We start from the raw sequence: 14547 nt of genomic DNA on the forward strand, positions 1-14547 counted from the left end.
GCCAGCGTCTGGCGAACAGGGTGATTCCGCGATCAGCGTGACAGACGTACGACGACGGTCGGGTGCAGCGACGCGTGGAACGCGTTCCCGCCCGTCTGGGGGCACCTGCTCGCATCCCTGCAGCTGCCCGCCTTCGTGGAGGGCCGCTATTTCGACGTGCTCGCGTTGCGGCCCGTACGGAACTGGCGCACAAACGCCTCGTCCGCACCGGTCAACGTGAAGTACCGAATCAGCTCAGCCCGGTCGATCTCCGGGAAACCCCGAAGCCGCGCCAGTTCCTCCGCAGAGAACACATCCTGAGTCGCCACGAACCCACTGCCTGAGCATCGACCGTCACCAAACGGACGGCACGCTATGGCTCGCGGCGGGGCTTGATCAACCCTCAGTGGACGTCAAGGCCGACCGGCAATAGGCGGCTGCTGTAGGCCCAGAAGGCGGGGTCGATGCAGTGCGGGCACGGGTCCAGGCGTGATCATGGAGTTCTCTACGCTCAGTGATCACGAAGGACGGGCGTGCCCGCGCTGCCATCTTGCCTGCTCGAACCCCTGTGGGACCAGTTCGCCGCACTCCTGCCCGTCAGAGGAGCGTTCGTCGCCGACCATCCGCTGGGCTGTCACCGCCGCCGGATCGCCGACAGGACGGTCTTCGAGCACATCGTGCACGCGCTGGTCCACGGCTCCGGCTACGAGCGCATCTCCACTCCCGGATGTTCCAACCGCACGATCAGGCGGCGTGTCAAAGAGTGGGCCGAGCTGGGGATATCCGAGAAAGTACACGCTCTGGCGCTCGAAGCGTACGACCGAATGATCGGCCTCGGGCTGGGCGAGATCTCGGTGGACGGCTGCATCACCAAGGCCCCGTCCGGCGGTGACAAGGCCGGGCGGTCGCCGGTGGATCGGGGCAAGCAGGGACTGAAGCGCTCAGTCGCGTCCGATGCCTGCGGTGTCCCGCTCGGGATCGTCTCCGACGGGGCCAACCGGCACGATTCACCCCTGCTCGGCCCGACCCTGGACGCGGCGCAGGCACAGGTCGGCGCGATGCCAGAGTCGGTGAACGTCAACCTCGACCGGGGCTACGACAGCGCCAAGTCCCGTGCGTTGATAGCCGAGTTGGGATTCACGGCCGAGTTCGCCCGCAAGGGAGTGCCCGTCCCGATCCAAGCCGGCAAGCGCTGGGTGGTAGAGCGCACCCACTCGTGGATGAACGACTACGGCAAGCTCCGACGCTGCACCGAGAGGAGCGGCGCGGTCGTGGACTTCTACCTCTACCTCGCCGCCACTCTCATCACGCTCCGCATGCTCATCCGACGTTCGACGAGCCGCTACCGCTGGGACGGCCGGCCCACCACCCGCCGCCGCCTCAAGTGATCCATTTGCCGGTCGGCCTCAGTCGCTCAGATACGCCCGTCTGTCCATGTGCCGCAGAACATCACCCGAACCCGAGCTGGCACGCCAGTACGGCCGACGTTCACACGTACGAGCAATCACGAACCGAGAGAAAAGGGACTTAACGTCCACTGAGAGTTAAGGGTGGCGTGTCCAGCAGCGGGCGGCGACGGCCCCGGGCCGGGCGCCGCCGGCCCGGGGCTGTTGAGTGAGCGTCAGGGGAGGGCTACGAGCTGGCGGGTGAGTCCCACGAGCGCAGGTCGGTTACGAACGCTTGCCAGGCTGCGGGGCGGAAGGTCAGTGCGGGTCCGTGCGGGTCCTTGCTGTCGCGCACGGGCACGGCGTTGGGCAGGCCGGTGCCCACCTCCACGCAAGCCTGCTGTCCGTTGCTGTGGCTGGACTTGAACCACGTCGTCTCAGTCGGGTCAACCCTGTTCATGGCTTCCTCCCAGTTCTGAGATCAGGCGCCGTGAGGCCTGGTCGTCGAGTGCTGTCTGCTGGATGTTCTTCAGACCCCGTAGTCGTACCCGATGGTCAGTCGGGTAGGCAGGCACCATTCGTTGTACTGGATGATTCCCGCGTCGTCGCCCCAGCGGCTGGCGCCGGCGAGGATCGGAGCACCGACCGCGAGTCCGAGCGCGGATGCCTCTCGTGCGTCAGCCGCTCGGCCGTGCATGTCGTCCCGGGCGGTGGTGATGTGTCGGCCTGTGGCCTCCAGTACGCGGGCCGTCAGGCCGTCGTTCTTGCCGGCCGCAGTGCTGAGCAGGTCCGGTACCAGGACGGCGAACTGAGCCGGGAACCAGTCCACCGCGAACAGGGTTCGAACGCTGCTGCGCCCAGCGACGTACTCGCGCCGAACCACCTGATCTCCGTGGTCGAGATCGAACAGATCAGCCACATAGACCGGCGGGACAACCAGCTGAGCTGCCGTCACGACGCTGGTCTCGCCCTCCATGAAGCTGCGCATGACGTTCCGCACCGCCGAGAGCCGGTCGGCAGGGCTGGCGGTTGCGGGGGTCTCGTCCGCTACAAAGGTGCCGCGTGGGCTGGTGCGGATCAGCTTCTCGACCTGTAGCTGTGAGAGAGCCTTTCGGACCGTCTCGACGGCGACGCCCCACTTGGCGGCAAGTTCCTTGTTGCTGGGCAGCTTCGTGCCTGCGGCGAGCGTGCCTGTCAGTATCAGCCGCCGATAGTGGTCGGTGATGTGAGTGAACGTCTTCTCGGCAGGCATCAGCACCTCTGAGAGCTAAGGGTGGCGTGTCCAGCAGCGGGCGGCGACGGCCCCGGGCCGGGCGCCACCGGCCCGGGGCTGTCGCGCGCCAAGGGAGGGCTACGAGTCGGTGGGCGAGTCCCATGAGCGCAGGTCGGTGACGAATGCTTGCCAGGCTTCGGTGCGGAAGATCAGTGCGGGTCCGTGCGGGTCCTTGCTGTCGCGCACGGGCACGGCGCCAGGCAGGCCGGTGCCTACCTCCACGCATGCCTGCTGTGCATTGCTGTGGCTGGACTTGAACCACACCGTCGTCGTCAGCTCAACCTTGTTCATAGCTCCCTGCCAGTTCTGAGATCAGGTGCCGTGACGCCTGATCGTCGAGCGCTGTCTGCTGGATATTCCGGAAGGCGGCGTCATAGCGTTCGACTTCCTGAGGCTTGTCCAGGTACAGGGCACCTGTGTAGCCGTCCGCGTAGACCGTTGGCGGCTCGGTTTCTGTTCCTTCGCCGTTGCTCGGGAAGCGCAGGACTCCGAACGATCCTGTCATGACGCCGAGATGGAGGCCCGCGCTGAACGGGACTACCTTGATCGTAACGTTGGCCAGTTCACTGACATTCAGTAGGTGTTCGAGCTGCTTCAGCATGGCTGCGGGGCTGTCGATGGGGCGCCGAAGCACTGCTTCGTTGAGCACGACATCAAACGTCGGCGGATCGGTGATCCTGGTGAGGAGTACCTGACGGGCCGTACGCAGGTGGACACGTCGTTCGATCTCGTCGCTGTCATGAGTCGGGTGGCCGGCTCGAATGATGCTGCGCGCGTAATCCTCGGTCTGAAGTAGCCCAGGAATCAACTCACTTTCGTACCAGTCGATCCGTGAAGCTGCCTCCTCCAGACCGATGAAGAGGTCGAACCCTTCGGGGATCACGTCACCGTAGGCGTGCCACCAACCCTTGGCTTTGGTCTCCTTCGCGAGTGCCATCAGAGCCTCGGTCAACTGGGCCGGTGCGCCATAGACCTTGCACATCGCCTCGACGTCGAGGCTGCGGAGCGAGGTCTGGCCGGTCTCGATGCGCCACATCTTCGCCTCTGACCACTCCAGCTTGAGAGCGGCGGCTCTCACGGTCAGCCGTGATCGGTTGCGAAGGTCACGCAGATGCCGCCCCAGTTGCCTGCGCGGCACCGTCGAGCCGGTGGGTCCGTTCTGCATGGCTGTCCCCTTCCCTCTTGCCAGTTGAAGCACTCCTGGCACCCGAAATGAAAGCATTCCTGGACTCGCCCCGCAATGAGCTTCATATGTTCGATTAAGTCAATTCGAAGCACCGAAATGAAGTCTTGCAGATTGGCGGCTTGCGGAGCATGCTACTCACAGTGGAGTAATCCACAACGGAACGTCACCATGGCGGCTCGTCTGCCGGGCATCTCCTGCCCTCTGCCAGGTGTCTCCCGTGGGCGCCGGTCGTGCGTCCATTCCATTCGGTTGTCGCGTTGCGAGGGAGCTTCGCCATGCCTGAAATGCTGATCAGACCGTCCAAGCAGCAGGGGAAAGTCCAGGGTTGGCTGATGCGCAGCCCGCAGTCGCCGGGGGTCGCGCGGCGGGCGTTGCGTGAGCTGCTCGGCTCCGTGCCCGGTGGGGAGCGGTTCGTCGAGGTGGGCGAGTTGGTGGTGAGCGAGCTGGTCACCAATGCGTACCTGCATGCCACTGGTCCCGGGCAGCGGATCCGGGTCGGGTTCGAGGTGGCTGGCTCCCACCTCTACATCTCCGTCGAGGATGCGAGTCGCGTTCCGCCGTCTCCGCGTCCGGCGACGGTAGGTCAGGAGGCCGGGCGGGGGCTGTTGTTGGTGCAGCTGCTGGCTCAGGAGTGGGGGTGCGAGTCCCGGGGCGGGATTGGCAAGCGGGTCTGGTGCCGGATCGGCGCCGCCGGCTCGGACGCTGGGGGCGTCCGGTGAGCGACGACACCGATCTCGGGCCGGTCGTCGTGGAGTTGACCGGGCTGCTGCCTCAGGCGACCTACCCCACCCTCGAGCAGGCGCTCGCTGCGACCTGGGAGTCGATCCAGCTGCTCAAGCCGAACACCGCCCACCGGGTGGCCTATGACCTGATCCTCAACCAACCGGAGTCCGCGCGGCGCATGGTCGAGCGCTTCACGCGTGACGGCCGGGCGCGGTTGCCGTTCGCGCTCGACCGGGTGCAGTACTGGCTGATCCTGCGACCGGCGGATGGACCGACCTGAGCCACCTCCGGGGCACCCCGGGCCGTGACGATGTCCTGGCTCTGTCACCGGTTCGGTAGGAAGCCGGCGGACGAGTGCCCTTTGGCAGCAACGGCCGTGAGAATCGAACGGTCGGCCGGACTGACGGGGGAGGGGGAAAGGTGACTCGCGCGCCTTCGGACGGGTGGGACGCGTTCCACCGGCGTTGTGCCGTAACCATGGTGGCCGCTGTGGCGGTGTTCGCGGTCGCTGCCGCGCCGGTGGTCTGGGGGGCCTCGCTGGATGAGCCGGGTGACCGATGGGTGTGGTTGCTGGTCTGCGGCGTCAGCTTGCCGGTGGGATTGGGAGCCTCGCTGTCGCTCGCTCGGCAGGTCACCATCGGCAGCTACATCTCCTTCTGCGTGGCGGTCGTGGTGCTGCTGGCGCTGGCCCTGGGCACCGTGTTCACGGCGGCGCAGGCCACCGATGCCATCCGGCAGCGCCTGATAGACCCACCGCGCGCCGTCACGGCCACGGTGACGAACTGCCGGAAGACGGGGACGGCTCTGAACGACGATGAGGAGCGCGGCTACTACACCTACACCTGCACGTATCAATGGACCCTGGACGGGCGCGAGTTCAGTGCGGAGCGGCCGGGGGACGGGTCGGATGCGCACGGGTACCGGACCACGGTGTGGCTCGACGGCGGCAGGATGATCACGGGGAGGTCGGGCGGGATGGCGATCCTGATCTGGACCGCCATCACGCTGGCCGGGCTGCCGGCCACCGTCCGCTTCGCAGCCGCCATGCTGGAACAGCTCTTCGAGGCCACGCCGGCTGTGGTCAGCCGCGGGCGCGCAGGCGGGTGAAGGCGGTGGGGCTCGGGCGGTGCGGGAGGAACGCCTTGATCTGCTCGGCGCATTCGCGCGGGCTCGCCGTGCTGGTGTCGCACTCCAGGTCGTAGTCGCCGTGGCTGTGGACCAGGCCGAACTGGTGCGCCGCGAGGCCGGCTGGGCGGTCGCCCCGGGCAAGCTCGCGGCGGGTCAGCTCCTCCAACGAACAGCGGACGCCGACGAACAGGACGTCCTCGGGGCGCAGCACCGCCAGGCAGTCGTCCAGCCGCCAGGGCTCGCTCAGCACGTGGTCCACGACGACGTCGTTGCCGGCCTCGGCCATGGCGGCTATCGACCGGTGGAAGCCCATCCGGGTCCGGCGCAGCGCGACGTCGAGCTCCTCGGCTTCGAGGGGTCGCTTGGTGCGCATCGCGTTGAAGCCGTCCACCGCGAGGTGGAAGAAGACGCCGTCGTCCAGGATGTCCAGCAGTTCCCGGGCGATGCTCGACTTGCCCGAACTGGAGGTGCCATTGAGGAAGATGATCCGACCAGATGTCATGTTTCCATGATCACACAGCCGTTTGGTCCGCCCCAGGAGCGTTCGTTTGGAGCAGTCCCAGCAGCAACGCCGTACCTCAGTTGGCGGGCGGGAGTGGCGAAATGGGCGAGGACGTCAAGGCCGGCAGGATCGTCCTCAAGATCGGCTTCGCCTCGGTGCGTCCGGCGGAGTTCATCCTGTTGACGCTGACCGCGGCAGCGGCGCAGGCCTGACGGCTGGAAGCGCCGAACGGCACCGCGCACGGTGCATCGTGCGCGGTGCCGTTCGACGTCAACGTGGGGCGGGGTGGGTCAGCGGTGCAGGATCAGCCACGCACCCAGGCCGCCGCAGCCGCCCGCGTTGTAGGTGGTGCTGCGGAAGGGGGCCGGCACCGGCGAGCCGGGGCAGGTCCAGAGGCCGGCGCGGGCGGTCATCTGGACCCAGGCGCCGATGCCGTTGCAGAGCGAGCGGTTGTAGTTGACGGTCACGTAGCCGGCCACGATCGGCGAGCCCGCGCAGGTCCACAGGCCGTTCTTGGCCAGCTGGTGGTACCAGGCGCCGATGCCGCTGCAGCCGGACGAGAGGTAGTTGGTGATCACGTAACCGGACACGATCGGGGAGCCGGCGCAGGTCCAGATCCCGTCGCGCACGGGCTGCTGGTTCCAGGAGCCGGCGCCGTTGCATCCGCTGCGGATGAAGCCGGTGAGGACGTAGCCCGGCGGGATGGGCGTGCCGGCGCAGGTCCACCCACCTATCGAGGGGTGCCGGTCGGCGTTGGGGGCGGCTGCGGCAGCCGGGTGGGCGGCTGCCGCGACCGGGAGCGTGGTGACGGGCGCGGCGCTGGCCGTCCCGACGGCGGCCGTGCCGGTGAGGACGGTCGCGAGCAACGCGACCGCCCCTACCGTTGCGGCCAGCCGGCCTCGGACGGCGGCCACGGACGAATGATCAAAAAACCGGCGAATCCTGCTGCTCACTTCACACCAGTCCTGTCGACAGGTCCACTTGGCGCCTCACGGGGGTCGGAAGGCGCTGGTCAGTGGAGCAGGAGTGACCCTAGCGGTCAGGGATGCAGCTGATCATCACAGTCCGGACACATGATGAACTTGGCCTGAAACACACATGAGTGATCATCAGCTGTCGGAGTCACCTGCTACCGCCTGCCGGAGGCCTCCTGCTGGAGCAGGTCGGAGATCCGGGCGAGGTCGTTGCCCACCTCGATGAACGACGGGATGTCCACCGCCGCGGCGCCGCTGACCGCCAGGAAGAAGGTGCGCACGCACCCCTGGTCGCTCACCAGGTAGCCGCCCAGGGTCTGGGCGGCCACGGCGAGTTGCTGGTTCAGCGAGTCCATGCCGACGGCGGAGCCGGTCTTGGCGAACACCTTGCCCTTGGCCGGGCACCCGGTGGCGCAGTTCTTGGCCAGCGTGCCATCGACGCCGAGGATCGGCTGCGCGAGCCGGAAGGCGTCCGCGTCCGGAGTGTGCAGCCAGTACCGGAGGATCTGGTCGATCCCGCGCGGGGTGGCCCGGTCGACCGGGTCGCCGCCGCGGCCGTCGGCGAGCTGGAACTGGTCCGGGTCGATCCCCGCCGTGTCGGTGAGGAACTGGTGGATCGGCCCGAAACCGTCCGAGCAGTCCGTGCTGCCGCGCGAGACCGCCAGGTTGCAGAGCGCCAGGTTGGCGCCGAGGTTGTGACTGACCTTCAGGATCAGCTTGGCGTACTCACGGTAGGGCGGGGAGACGTAGGCCGCCACCCGATCGGTGCCGTCGTAGTTCGCCGGCAGCTGGTCCACCGGGTCGGGCCCGGTCGGCGTGGCGGTGACGGTGACCCCGGCGCGGGCGAGCGCCTCGATCAGCGCGGTGCGGCCGAAGGCGTTGGGGTCCTTGACCGGGGAGACCTTCAACGCGGGCTGGGCGTCCGCCGCGACAGTGCCGGAGAGGCTGATCTGCGTTCCGTCGGGCGAGGTGCTGACCTGGATGTCGGTCGGGCCGCCGGCCGCCACCGTCCGGACCGTGGAGGTGACCTGGTAGGGCGCCACCTGCGGGCGCCAGGTCAGCTGGGCGGGCTGCCCGGGGGCGGTCGGCGTCGAGAGCAGGTCGATCAGGTTGTCGTTGATGATCAGCGGGGTGGGCTGCGGGTCGAGGGCCGGGGGCGTGAACTTCCGGGCGTCCACCACCACATCGCCGTTGACCTGGGTGATGCCGGAGGCACGGACCTGCCGGGCGAGCTGGTCCAGCCCGGCCAGCGGGTCCTCGGGGGTGAGGATGGCGCCGGGCGCCGCGTCCGCGTAGGTGTGGTCGAAGGAGGTGTAGTCGACCGTGCCGTCCGGCTTGGTCCGCCCACCCATGGTGAGGTCGCCCTGGGCCACCAGCGCCAGGTTCCCGTTCAGCGTCGAGCCGGCCCGGTCGCCGAGCGCCTGGACCGGGGTGGTGAGGGTGGAGTCGGGGCCGAGGGTGTGCCAGGCCGCGGACTCGGTGAGCAGCTTGGCGCCCGAGGCAGGGATGAAGAACTGGTCCGGGAAGCGGGAGTGGATCACCTGCCCGTTGCTCGGATCGACCTCCAGCAGACCCCACTGGGCGTGCTTGTAGGCGGGCTTGTCCATGATGGCCCGGATGGCCGGGCCGAGGTCGTCGGCCTCCCTCGGCGCGGGCGCCGGGCCCGCGGCAGACGCGCCGGCCGCGCCGGCCAGCAGCACCAGGGTCGCGGCGCCGGTGGCCCAGGCTTGCAGTCGTCTGCTGTGTGTCATCTGTACCAGCCGTTTCTGGAGGCGCGGGCCCGACGGGAGCGGGACCTGACGGCGGCATCGTAGGAAGCCGGGTGGCGGCCGCCGCTCAGTTGCGGCGGGTTGGCGGGGACGTCGCAGCGAAAGTCATCCGGTCGGCGGATCGCTCCCACGATCCCGGACCTCGGCCGCCCAGCCCGGGTCCCAGCCCGGGTCCCGGCTCTCGGTGGCGGCTCGACGGTCCGTTGCCGCGGTCGGCTCGCGGGTGCCTCGAGTCGAGCGGGTACTTTTCGGCCGCCGACCGGTGACCCACGAGACCCACGAGGCCCACCGGTGGCGCTTGCGCTGCCGGTGGGCCTCGTGGGTTGGTGCGTCTGTGCCGGAGGTCGTGTCTGGGCTAGAGGAAGTAGAGGCGGCTGAGGGAGACGCTCTCGGAGGGCTCGGAGCGCAGGGGGTTGCCGTCGAGGGAGACGAGTCCGTTGTCGGCGTTGACGTTGACGTGGCCGGTGCGGGCGTTGCGGATCATGTCGTGGGGGCCGATGCCGCGGGTGCCTTGGACGGCTACGCGGCGGCGTCGGGTGGGGAGTTGGTCGCCGTTGTGGACGGCGGCTCGGGCGACGAAGGCGACGGAGATGTCGGCGGCGGTGGCGCCGTGGGCGCCGAACTGGGGGCCGAGGACGAGGGGTTCGCAGCGGTCGGTGGAGGCGTTGGGGTCGCCGGTGACGCCGTAGGCGGGGAAGCCGCTCTTGAGGACGAGTTGGGGTTTGGCGCCGAAGTGGTCGGGGCGCCACAGGACGATGTCGGCGAGTTTGCCGGTTTCGATGGAGCCGACTTCGTGGGCGAGGCCGTGGGCGATGGCGGGGTTGATGGTGAGTTTGGCGATGTAGCGCAGGACGCGTTCGTTGTCGTCGCCGCTTTCGCGGGTGCCGTAGGAGCCGTCGCCGTCGAGGGGGCCGAGTTCGGCCTTCATCTTGCCGGCCATGGCGAAGGTGCGGCGCACGGTCTCACCGGCGCGGCCCATGCCCTGGGCGTCGGAGGAGGTGATGCCGATCATCCCGAGGTCGTGCAGCACACCCTCCGCGCCCATAGTGCCGGCGCGGATCCGGTCGCGAGCGAGTGCGGCATCCCCCGGCAGATCCATTTTCAGATCATGCGCCGAGACGATCATCCCGAAGTGCTCCGCCAGGGCGTCGCGGCCGAAGGGGAGGGTGGGGTTGGTGGAGGAGCCGATGACGTTGGCGACGCCGGCCATTTTGAGGACGTTGGGGACGTGTCCGCCGCCGCAGCCTTCGATGTGGAAGGCGTGGATGGTGCGGCCTTCGAGGACGGAGATGGTGTCCTCGACGGAGAGGCATTCGTTGAGTCCGTCGGTGTGGAGGGCGACTTGGACGTCGTGTTCTTCGGCGACGCGTAGGGCGGTGTCGAGGGCGCGGGTGTGGGCGCCCATGTCTTCGTGGACTTTGAAGCCGCTGGCGCCGGCCTCGGCGAGGGCTTCGACGAGGGGGCCGGGGTGGGAGGAGGAGCCGCGGGCGAGGAAGCCGATGTTGACGGGCCAGGCGTCGAAGGCGTTGAAGGCGTGGCGTAGGGCCCAGGGGGAGTTGACGCCGACGCCCCAGACGGGTCCGAATTCCTGGCCGATGATGGTGGTGACGCCGGAGGCGAGGGAGGCTTCCATGATGCGGGGGGCGAGGAGGTGGACGTGGGTGTCGATGGCGCCGGCGGTGGCGATGAGGCCTTCGCCGGAGACGATGGTGGTGCCGGTGCCGACGACGACGTCCACGTTGTCCATGGTGTCGGGGTTGCCGGCGCGGCCGATGGCGGCGATGCGGCCGGCGATGAGGCCGATGGAGGTTTTGACGATGCCCTGGATGGCGTCGATGATCAGGACGTTGCTGATGACGACGTCGCAGGTGTCGCGGACGGTGGCGGCTTTGAGGTGCAGGCCGTCGCGGGCGGTTTTTCCGAAGCCGGCCAGGAACTCCTCGCCGGGGGCCTGGGAGTCGGCTTCGACGCGGATGATGAGTCCGGAGTCGCCGAGCCGGATCCGGTCACCGGTGCGCGGGCCGTGCACCGAGATGTAGTCGAGCGGATCGATGCCGGTGGCCGGCAGGGTGCCGTGGCCGCCGTGGCAGCCCGTACCGTCGAAGCTGCTGCCGCTCATGCGTGCTCCCCCTGAACTTGACGTTTGACCTCGGCGGGAGCATCGCTCACTGAGGTTTGTCGTTCGGCTGACAACAGGAACGGCCGTCCGTGATCCTTCGGAGTGTCGAGCTACGAAGTGTCACAGAACGGCCGTGTAGATGAGTGTGCTGCATAGGGTCGACGACGTCGACCCGTTGGGCGTGTTGTCCCGATTTCGGCGGGACCTGTACGGGTGCCTGGACATGCGCGGGGACGCATTGTTCGAGCTGGTCGACTCCCTGCTGTGCGCCGAGGGGCCGGTCACGACGCTGGTCGAGTTGTCGCTGGCGCCGGAGCACCGTCGCGGACACGGCGCCTTGTACGACGCGATGAACTGCGGGGTTGTCAATCTGCGGCGCTTGGGACCGGTGCTGGCCGCGCTGCCACTTCCACGAGCGGCGGATGGGCGGATCGTGCTCGCAGTGGACGTCAGCAACTGGCTGCGGCCCGACGCGGCCACCAGCCCGGAACGGCTGTTCTGCCACACCTACGCCCGGGGCACGGGCAAGGCGCAGATGATCCCCGGCTGGCCGTACTCGTTCGTCGCGGCGCTGGAGCCGGGACGAACCTCGTGGACCGCCCTGCTGGACGCGGTCCGCATCGCCCCCTGTCAGGACCAGAGCGACCTCACAGCCGTGCAGGTCAGGGACGTGGTCGAGCGGTTGCGCGATGCGGGGCAGTGGACGCCGGGCGATCCACGGATCCTGGTCGTCTTCGATGCCGGCTACGACGTCACCCGTCTGGCGTTCCTGCTGGCCGACCTGCCCGTCGAACTCCTGGCGCGCATGCGCTCGGACCGCGTCCTGCACTTCCCGCCCCTGCCGCAACCGCCGGGCAAGCGGGGCCGAAAGCCTGTCCGGGGACCGGAGTTCAACTTCCGGGACCCGGACAGCTGGCCCGCGCCCGCGCACACCACCACGACCGACACCACACGCTACGGCCGGGCCGTGGCCCGCTCCTGGGATCGGTTGCAGCCCGTGCTCACCCGCCGCTCCGCCTGGGCCGGCCACCCGCCCGGAGATCTGCCGGTCATCACGGGCACGGTCATCCGCCTGGAAGTCGACCACCTGCCCGGCGACCGCAACGCAGAGCCGGTATGGCTCTGGTGGTCACGCACCGACGCCACGGCCGAGGACGTGGACCGGCTCTGGCAGTCCTTCCTACGCCGCTTCGACCTGGAACACACCTTCAGAATGCTCAAGCAGACCCTCGGCTGGACCAGGCCCAAACTGCGCGATCCCGCGGCCGCGGACCGCTGGACCTGGCTCATCATCGCCGCCCACACCCAACTGCGTCTGGCCCGGCCACTGGCCGAAGACCTCCGCAGGCCGTGGGAGCGTCCCGCCCGGCCCGGCCGGATGACCCCCGCCAGGGTCCGGCGCGGATTTCGCCGCCTCCACGCCAAGACCACTCAACCAGCCAGCGCACCGAAACACGGCAAAGCAGGACCAGGACGCACAACCGGCAGCAGAAACACGCGAGTTGCCCCACACCACCCCGTCGGCAACCAGGCCAAACACACAGAGAAGACCACTGCAGAGAAGCTAACAGGATAAACGCCAAGCTGAAAGGTCGTGAGGTATCCGGTCGCGCGGGCCTTCGCCAGCGCGGCCTCGCGGGCGCCGGGTGCGTCGAGCGGGCCGTCCACCAGGCCGGCGAAGCCGATCGCGACGCGTGCTCCGGCGATCGGCACCAGGCCGACCTCGACGGTCGCGCCCGGGTCGAAGCGCACCGAGGAGCCGGCCGGGACGGCGAGGCGGGTGCCGTAGGCGGCCGAGCGGTCGAACGCGAGCCGCGGATTGGCCTCGAAGAAGTGGAAGTGCGAGGTGACCGAGATCGGCACCTGCGAGGTGTTGTGCACCGGCAGGACCACGCTCTCCTCGATCGGGTCGTAGCCGGTGCCCGCGCCGGGCAGCGCCGCTCCCGGGCCGTCTTCGCCGAGTGAACCGGCGCCCTGGAAGGGGTCGTTGACGACGGCGAGCCGGGTGCCGTCGTCGAAGACGGCCTCCACCTGGACCATCGTGACGACGTCCGGCACGCCGGGCAGCACGTCGGCGGCGCTCAGCACGGTGCGGCCGGCCTCGATCGCCTCGGCGAGCCGGCGGCCGTCCCGGGCCGCCTCGCAGACGGCGTCCGCGATCAGCGCGGTGGCCTCGGGCACGTTCAGCAGGCAGCCACGGGCGCGCCGCGCCCGGGCCAGTTGGGCGGCCGTGAATATGAGCAGCCGGTCCCGTTCGGTGGGTGTCAGTCGCATGATGCCGTGCCCTTCACTCGCCGGCCGGCTTGCCGGGCTGGTCGTGGGTGGAGCAGTGGATGCCGCCGCCGCCGGAGGCGATGTTGTCGATCTTCAGCGGCACGATGTCGCGCCCCGGGAAGTGGTCGCGCAGGATGCCCTGCGCGCGGCTGTCCGCCGCGGCGTCGCCGAACCGGGGCATGAAGAGCGACTTGTTGGCGACGTAGAAGTTGATGTACGAGGAGACGAACGCATCGCCCCTGCCGGTGATCCGGTCCGGGTCCGGTTGCGGCAGCTCGATGACCTGGAGCTTCCTGCCGTGCGCGTCGGTGGCGTTCGCCAGCACCTGCTTGGCCTGGGCGGCGGCCCGGGACCAGACGTCGTCGGGAGCGCCGGGGAACGGCTGGTCCAGCAGCACCACCCCGGGTGCGGCGAACCGGGCGAGGCAGTCGACGTGTGCGTCGGTGATGTCCTGGTCGCGGACTCCCGCGAACCAGATCACCTTGGTGACGCCGAGCGCCCGCTTGAGCTCGGCCTCCATCTGGTCCCGGCTCTTGCCGGGGTTGCGGCGGTCGTTGACCACCGAGCTCTCGGTGACCATCAGCGTGCCCTGACCGTCGGTCTCGAACGAGCCGCCCTCGGCGACCACCGGTGTGCTGATCCGATCGACCCCGTACTTGCCGAGGACGGCCGCCGCGAGCTTCGAGTCGTTGCCGTGCTCCTTCTGCTTGTTCCCCCAGCCGCTGAAGTTGAAGTCGACGCCCTTGACCTTGCCCGAGTCCGACACGAAGACCGACACGCTGTCCCGCGCCCACAGGTCGTCGACCGGGAGTGGGACGACCTCCACGTCCGACCCGCAGGCCCGCTGCGCCGCGTCCTGCTGGCCCGGCCGGGCGAACAGGACGACCGGCTCGTAGCCGCCGATCGCGCGGGCCAGACCGGCGATGTCCTGGCGGACGTCGGGCAGCTGACCGCCCCAGATCCCGGTCGAGGCCGGCCAGCACATGAAGGTGCGCGCGTGGCTCTCCCACTCGGCACCGAACGTGCGCCCCGGCGTGGCGCCGCCGTTCGCGGGCGGCTGCGCCGAGCCGTGTGCCGAGCCCTGCGCCGGGCCGTTCGCCGGTGACTGCGCGCCGTCGGCGGCCGGGTCGTCGTCGCCGTCCGGCGTGCAGGCGGTGCCGAGCAGCGCGAGCGCGCCGGCACCGGCGGCCGAGCGCAGCATCGTTCGGCGGGACGTCAGCGGGGAGGAGCCGCGG

Annotated in this window: 15 protein-coding genes and 1 pseudogene; 5 read left to right on the forward strand and 11 right to left on the reverse strand. The window is 69.2% G+C overall.

Going from position 1 to position 14547, the window contains the following annotated elements:
- Positions 1–146 precede the first annotated feature (146 nt).
- Complete coding sequence (locus tag AC060L_RS08010; protein WP_344440908.1) at positions 147–308, reverse strand: DUF4158 domain-containing protein; 162 nt, start codon at positions 306–308, stop codon at positions 147–149.
- Between the two features lie 204 nt (positions 309–512).
- On the opposite strand from AC060L_RS08010, the gene AC060L_RS08015 reads away from it, so the two are divergent.
- Complete coding sequence (locus tag AC060L_RS08015; RefSeq protein ID WP_483797867.1) at positions 513–1367, forward strand: IS5 family transposase; 855 nt, start codon at positions 513–515, stop codon at positions 1365–1367.
- Positions 1368–1611: 244 nt separating this feature from the next.
- Here AC060L_RS08015 and AC060L_RS08020 read toward each other — a convergent pair whose 3' ends face one another.
- The 4 genes from AC060L_RS08020 to AC060L_RS08035 all read right to left on the reverse strand — a co-directional run bounded on the left by AC060L_RS08020 (position 1612) and on the right by AC060L_RS08035 (position 3802).
- Positions 1612–1824, reverse strand: coding sequence for a DUF397 domain-containing protein (locus AC060L_RS08020; RefSeq protein ID WP_483797868.1), 213 nt, complete (start codon positions 1822–1824; stop codon positions 1612–1614).
- Between the two features lie 69 nt (positions 1825–1893).
- Positions 1894–2616: a GntR family transcriptional regulator gene (locus AC060L_RS08025; protein ID WP_483797869.1), complete on the reverse strand. Its 723-nt coding sequence runs from the start codon at positions 2614–2616 to the stop codon at positions 1894–1896.
- 99 nt (positions 2617–2715) lie between these two features.
- The gene (locus AC060L_RS08030; protein WP_483797870.1) at positions 2716–2928 is read right to left on the reverse strand and encodes a DUF397 domain-containing protein; all 213 of its coding nucleotides are present in this window, start codon (positions 2926–2928) and stop codon (positions 2716–2718) included.
- The gene (locus AC060L_RS08035) at positions 2915–3802 is read right to left on the reverse strand and encodes a helix-turn-helix domain-containing protein (RefSeq protein ID WP_483797871.1); all 888 of its coding nucleotides are present in this window, start codon (positions 3800–3802) and stop codon (positions 2915–2917) included. The genes AC060L_RS08030 and AC060L_RS08035 overlap by 14 nt, the downstream gene beginning before the upstream one ends.
- Before the next feature lie 296 nt (positions 3803–4098).
- On the opposite strand from AC060L_RS08035, the gene AC060L_RS08040 reads away from it, so the two are divergent.
- The 3 genes from AC060L_RS08040 (at position 4099) to AC060L_RS08050 (ending at position 5653) form a co-directional block, all read left to right on the forward strand.
- On the forward strand, positions 4099–4542 hold the full coding sequence (locus tag AC060L_RS08040; protein ID WP_483797872.1) for an ATP-binding protein: 444 nt from the start codon (positions 4099–4101) through the stop codon (positions 4540–4542).
- Positions 4539–4826: a hypothetical protein gene (locus tag AC060L_RS08045; protein ID WP_483797873.1), complete on the forward strand. Its 288-nt coding sequence runs from the start codon at positions 4539–4541 to the stop codon at positions 4824–4826. Before AC060L_RS08040 ends, AC060L_RS08045 begins: the two co-directional genes overlap by 4 nt.
- Positions 4827–5035: 209 nt before the next feature.
- Positions 5036–5653, forward strand: a complete 618-nt coding sequence (locus AC060L_RS08050) for a hypothetical protein (RefSeq protein ID WP_483797874.1) — start codon at positions 5036–5038, stop codon at positions 5651–5653.
- Here AC060L_RS08050 and AC060L_RS08055 read toward each other — a convergent pair.
- The 4 genes from AC060L_RS08055 to AC060L_RS08070 all read right to left on the reverse strand — a co-directional run bounded on the left by AC060L_RS08055 (position 5628) and on the right by AC060L_RS08070 (position 11038).
- Positions 5628–6176 (reverse strand): chloramphenicol phosphotransferase CPT family protein, encoded by a 549-nt coding sequence (locus AC060L_RS08055; protein WP_483797875.1) that lies wholly within the window; start codon positions 6174–6176, stop codon positions 5628–5630. The genes AC060L_RS08050 and AC060L_RS08055 overlap by 26 nt on opposite strands.
- A 290-nt stretch (positions 6177–6466) precedes the next feature.
- Positions 6467–7090, reverse strand: coding sequence for a hypothetical protein (locus AC060L_RS08060; protein ID WP_483797876.1), 624 nt, complete (start codon positions 7088–7090; stop codon positions 6467–6469).
- Positions 7091–7305: 215 nt separating this feature from the next.
- Positions 7306–8901 (reverse strand): D-alanyl-D-alanine carboxypeptidase/D-alanyl-D-alanine endopeptidase, encoded by a 1596-nt coding sequence (gene dacB, locus AC060L_RS08065; protein WP_483797877.1) that lies wholly within the window; start codon positions 8899–8901, stop codon positions 7306–7308.
- Positions 8902–9274: 373 nt separating this feature from the next.
- Complete coding sequence (locus AC060L_RS08070) at positions 9275–11038, reverse strand: urease subunit alpha (protein ID WP_483797878.1); 1764 nt, start codon at positions 11036–11038, stop codon at positions 9275–9277.
- Between the two features lie 139 nt (positions 11039–11177).
- Between AC060L_RS08070 and AC060L_RS08075 the strand changes: the two genes are divergently transcribed.
- Positions 11178–12614, forward strand: coding sequence for an NF041680 family putative transposase (locus AC060L_RS08075; RefSeq protein WP_483797879.1), 1437 nt, complete (start codon positions 11178–11180; stop codon positions 12612–12614).
- Positions 12615–12634: 20 nt separating this feature from the next.
- On the opposite strand, the pseudogene ureA reads toward AC060L_RS08075, so the two are convergent.
- Positions 12635–13312: pseudogene (gene ureA, locus AC060L_RS08080) on the reverse strand (urease subunit gamma); the annotation flags it as partial.
- A gap of 13 nt (positions 13313–13325) precedes the next feature.
- A complete protein-coding gene (locus tag AC060L_RS08085) occupies positions 13326–14513 on the reverse strand; it encodes an agmatine deiminase family protein (protein ID WP_483798018.1) in 1188 nt (395 codons plus the stop codon).
- Positions 14514–14547: the final 34 nt, after the last annotated feature.

The sequence above is a fragment of the Kitasatospora sp. NEAU-69 genome (assembly GCF_057158765.1).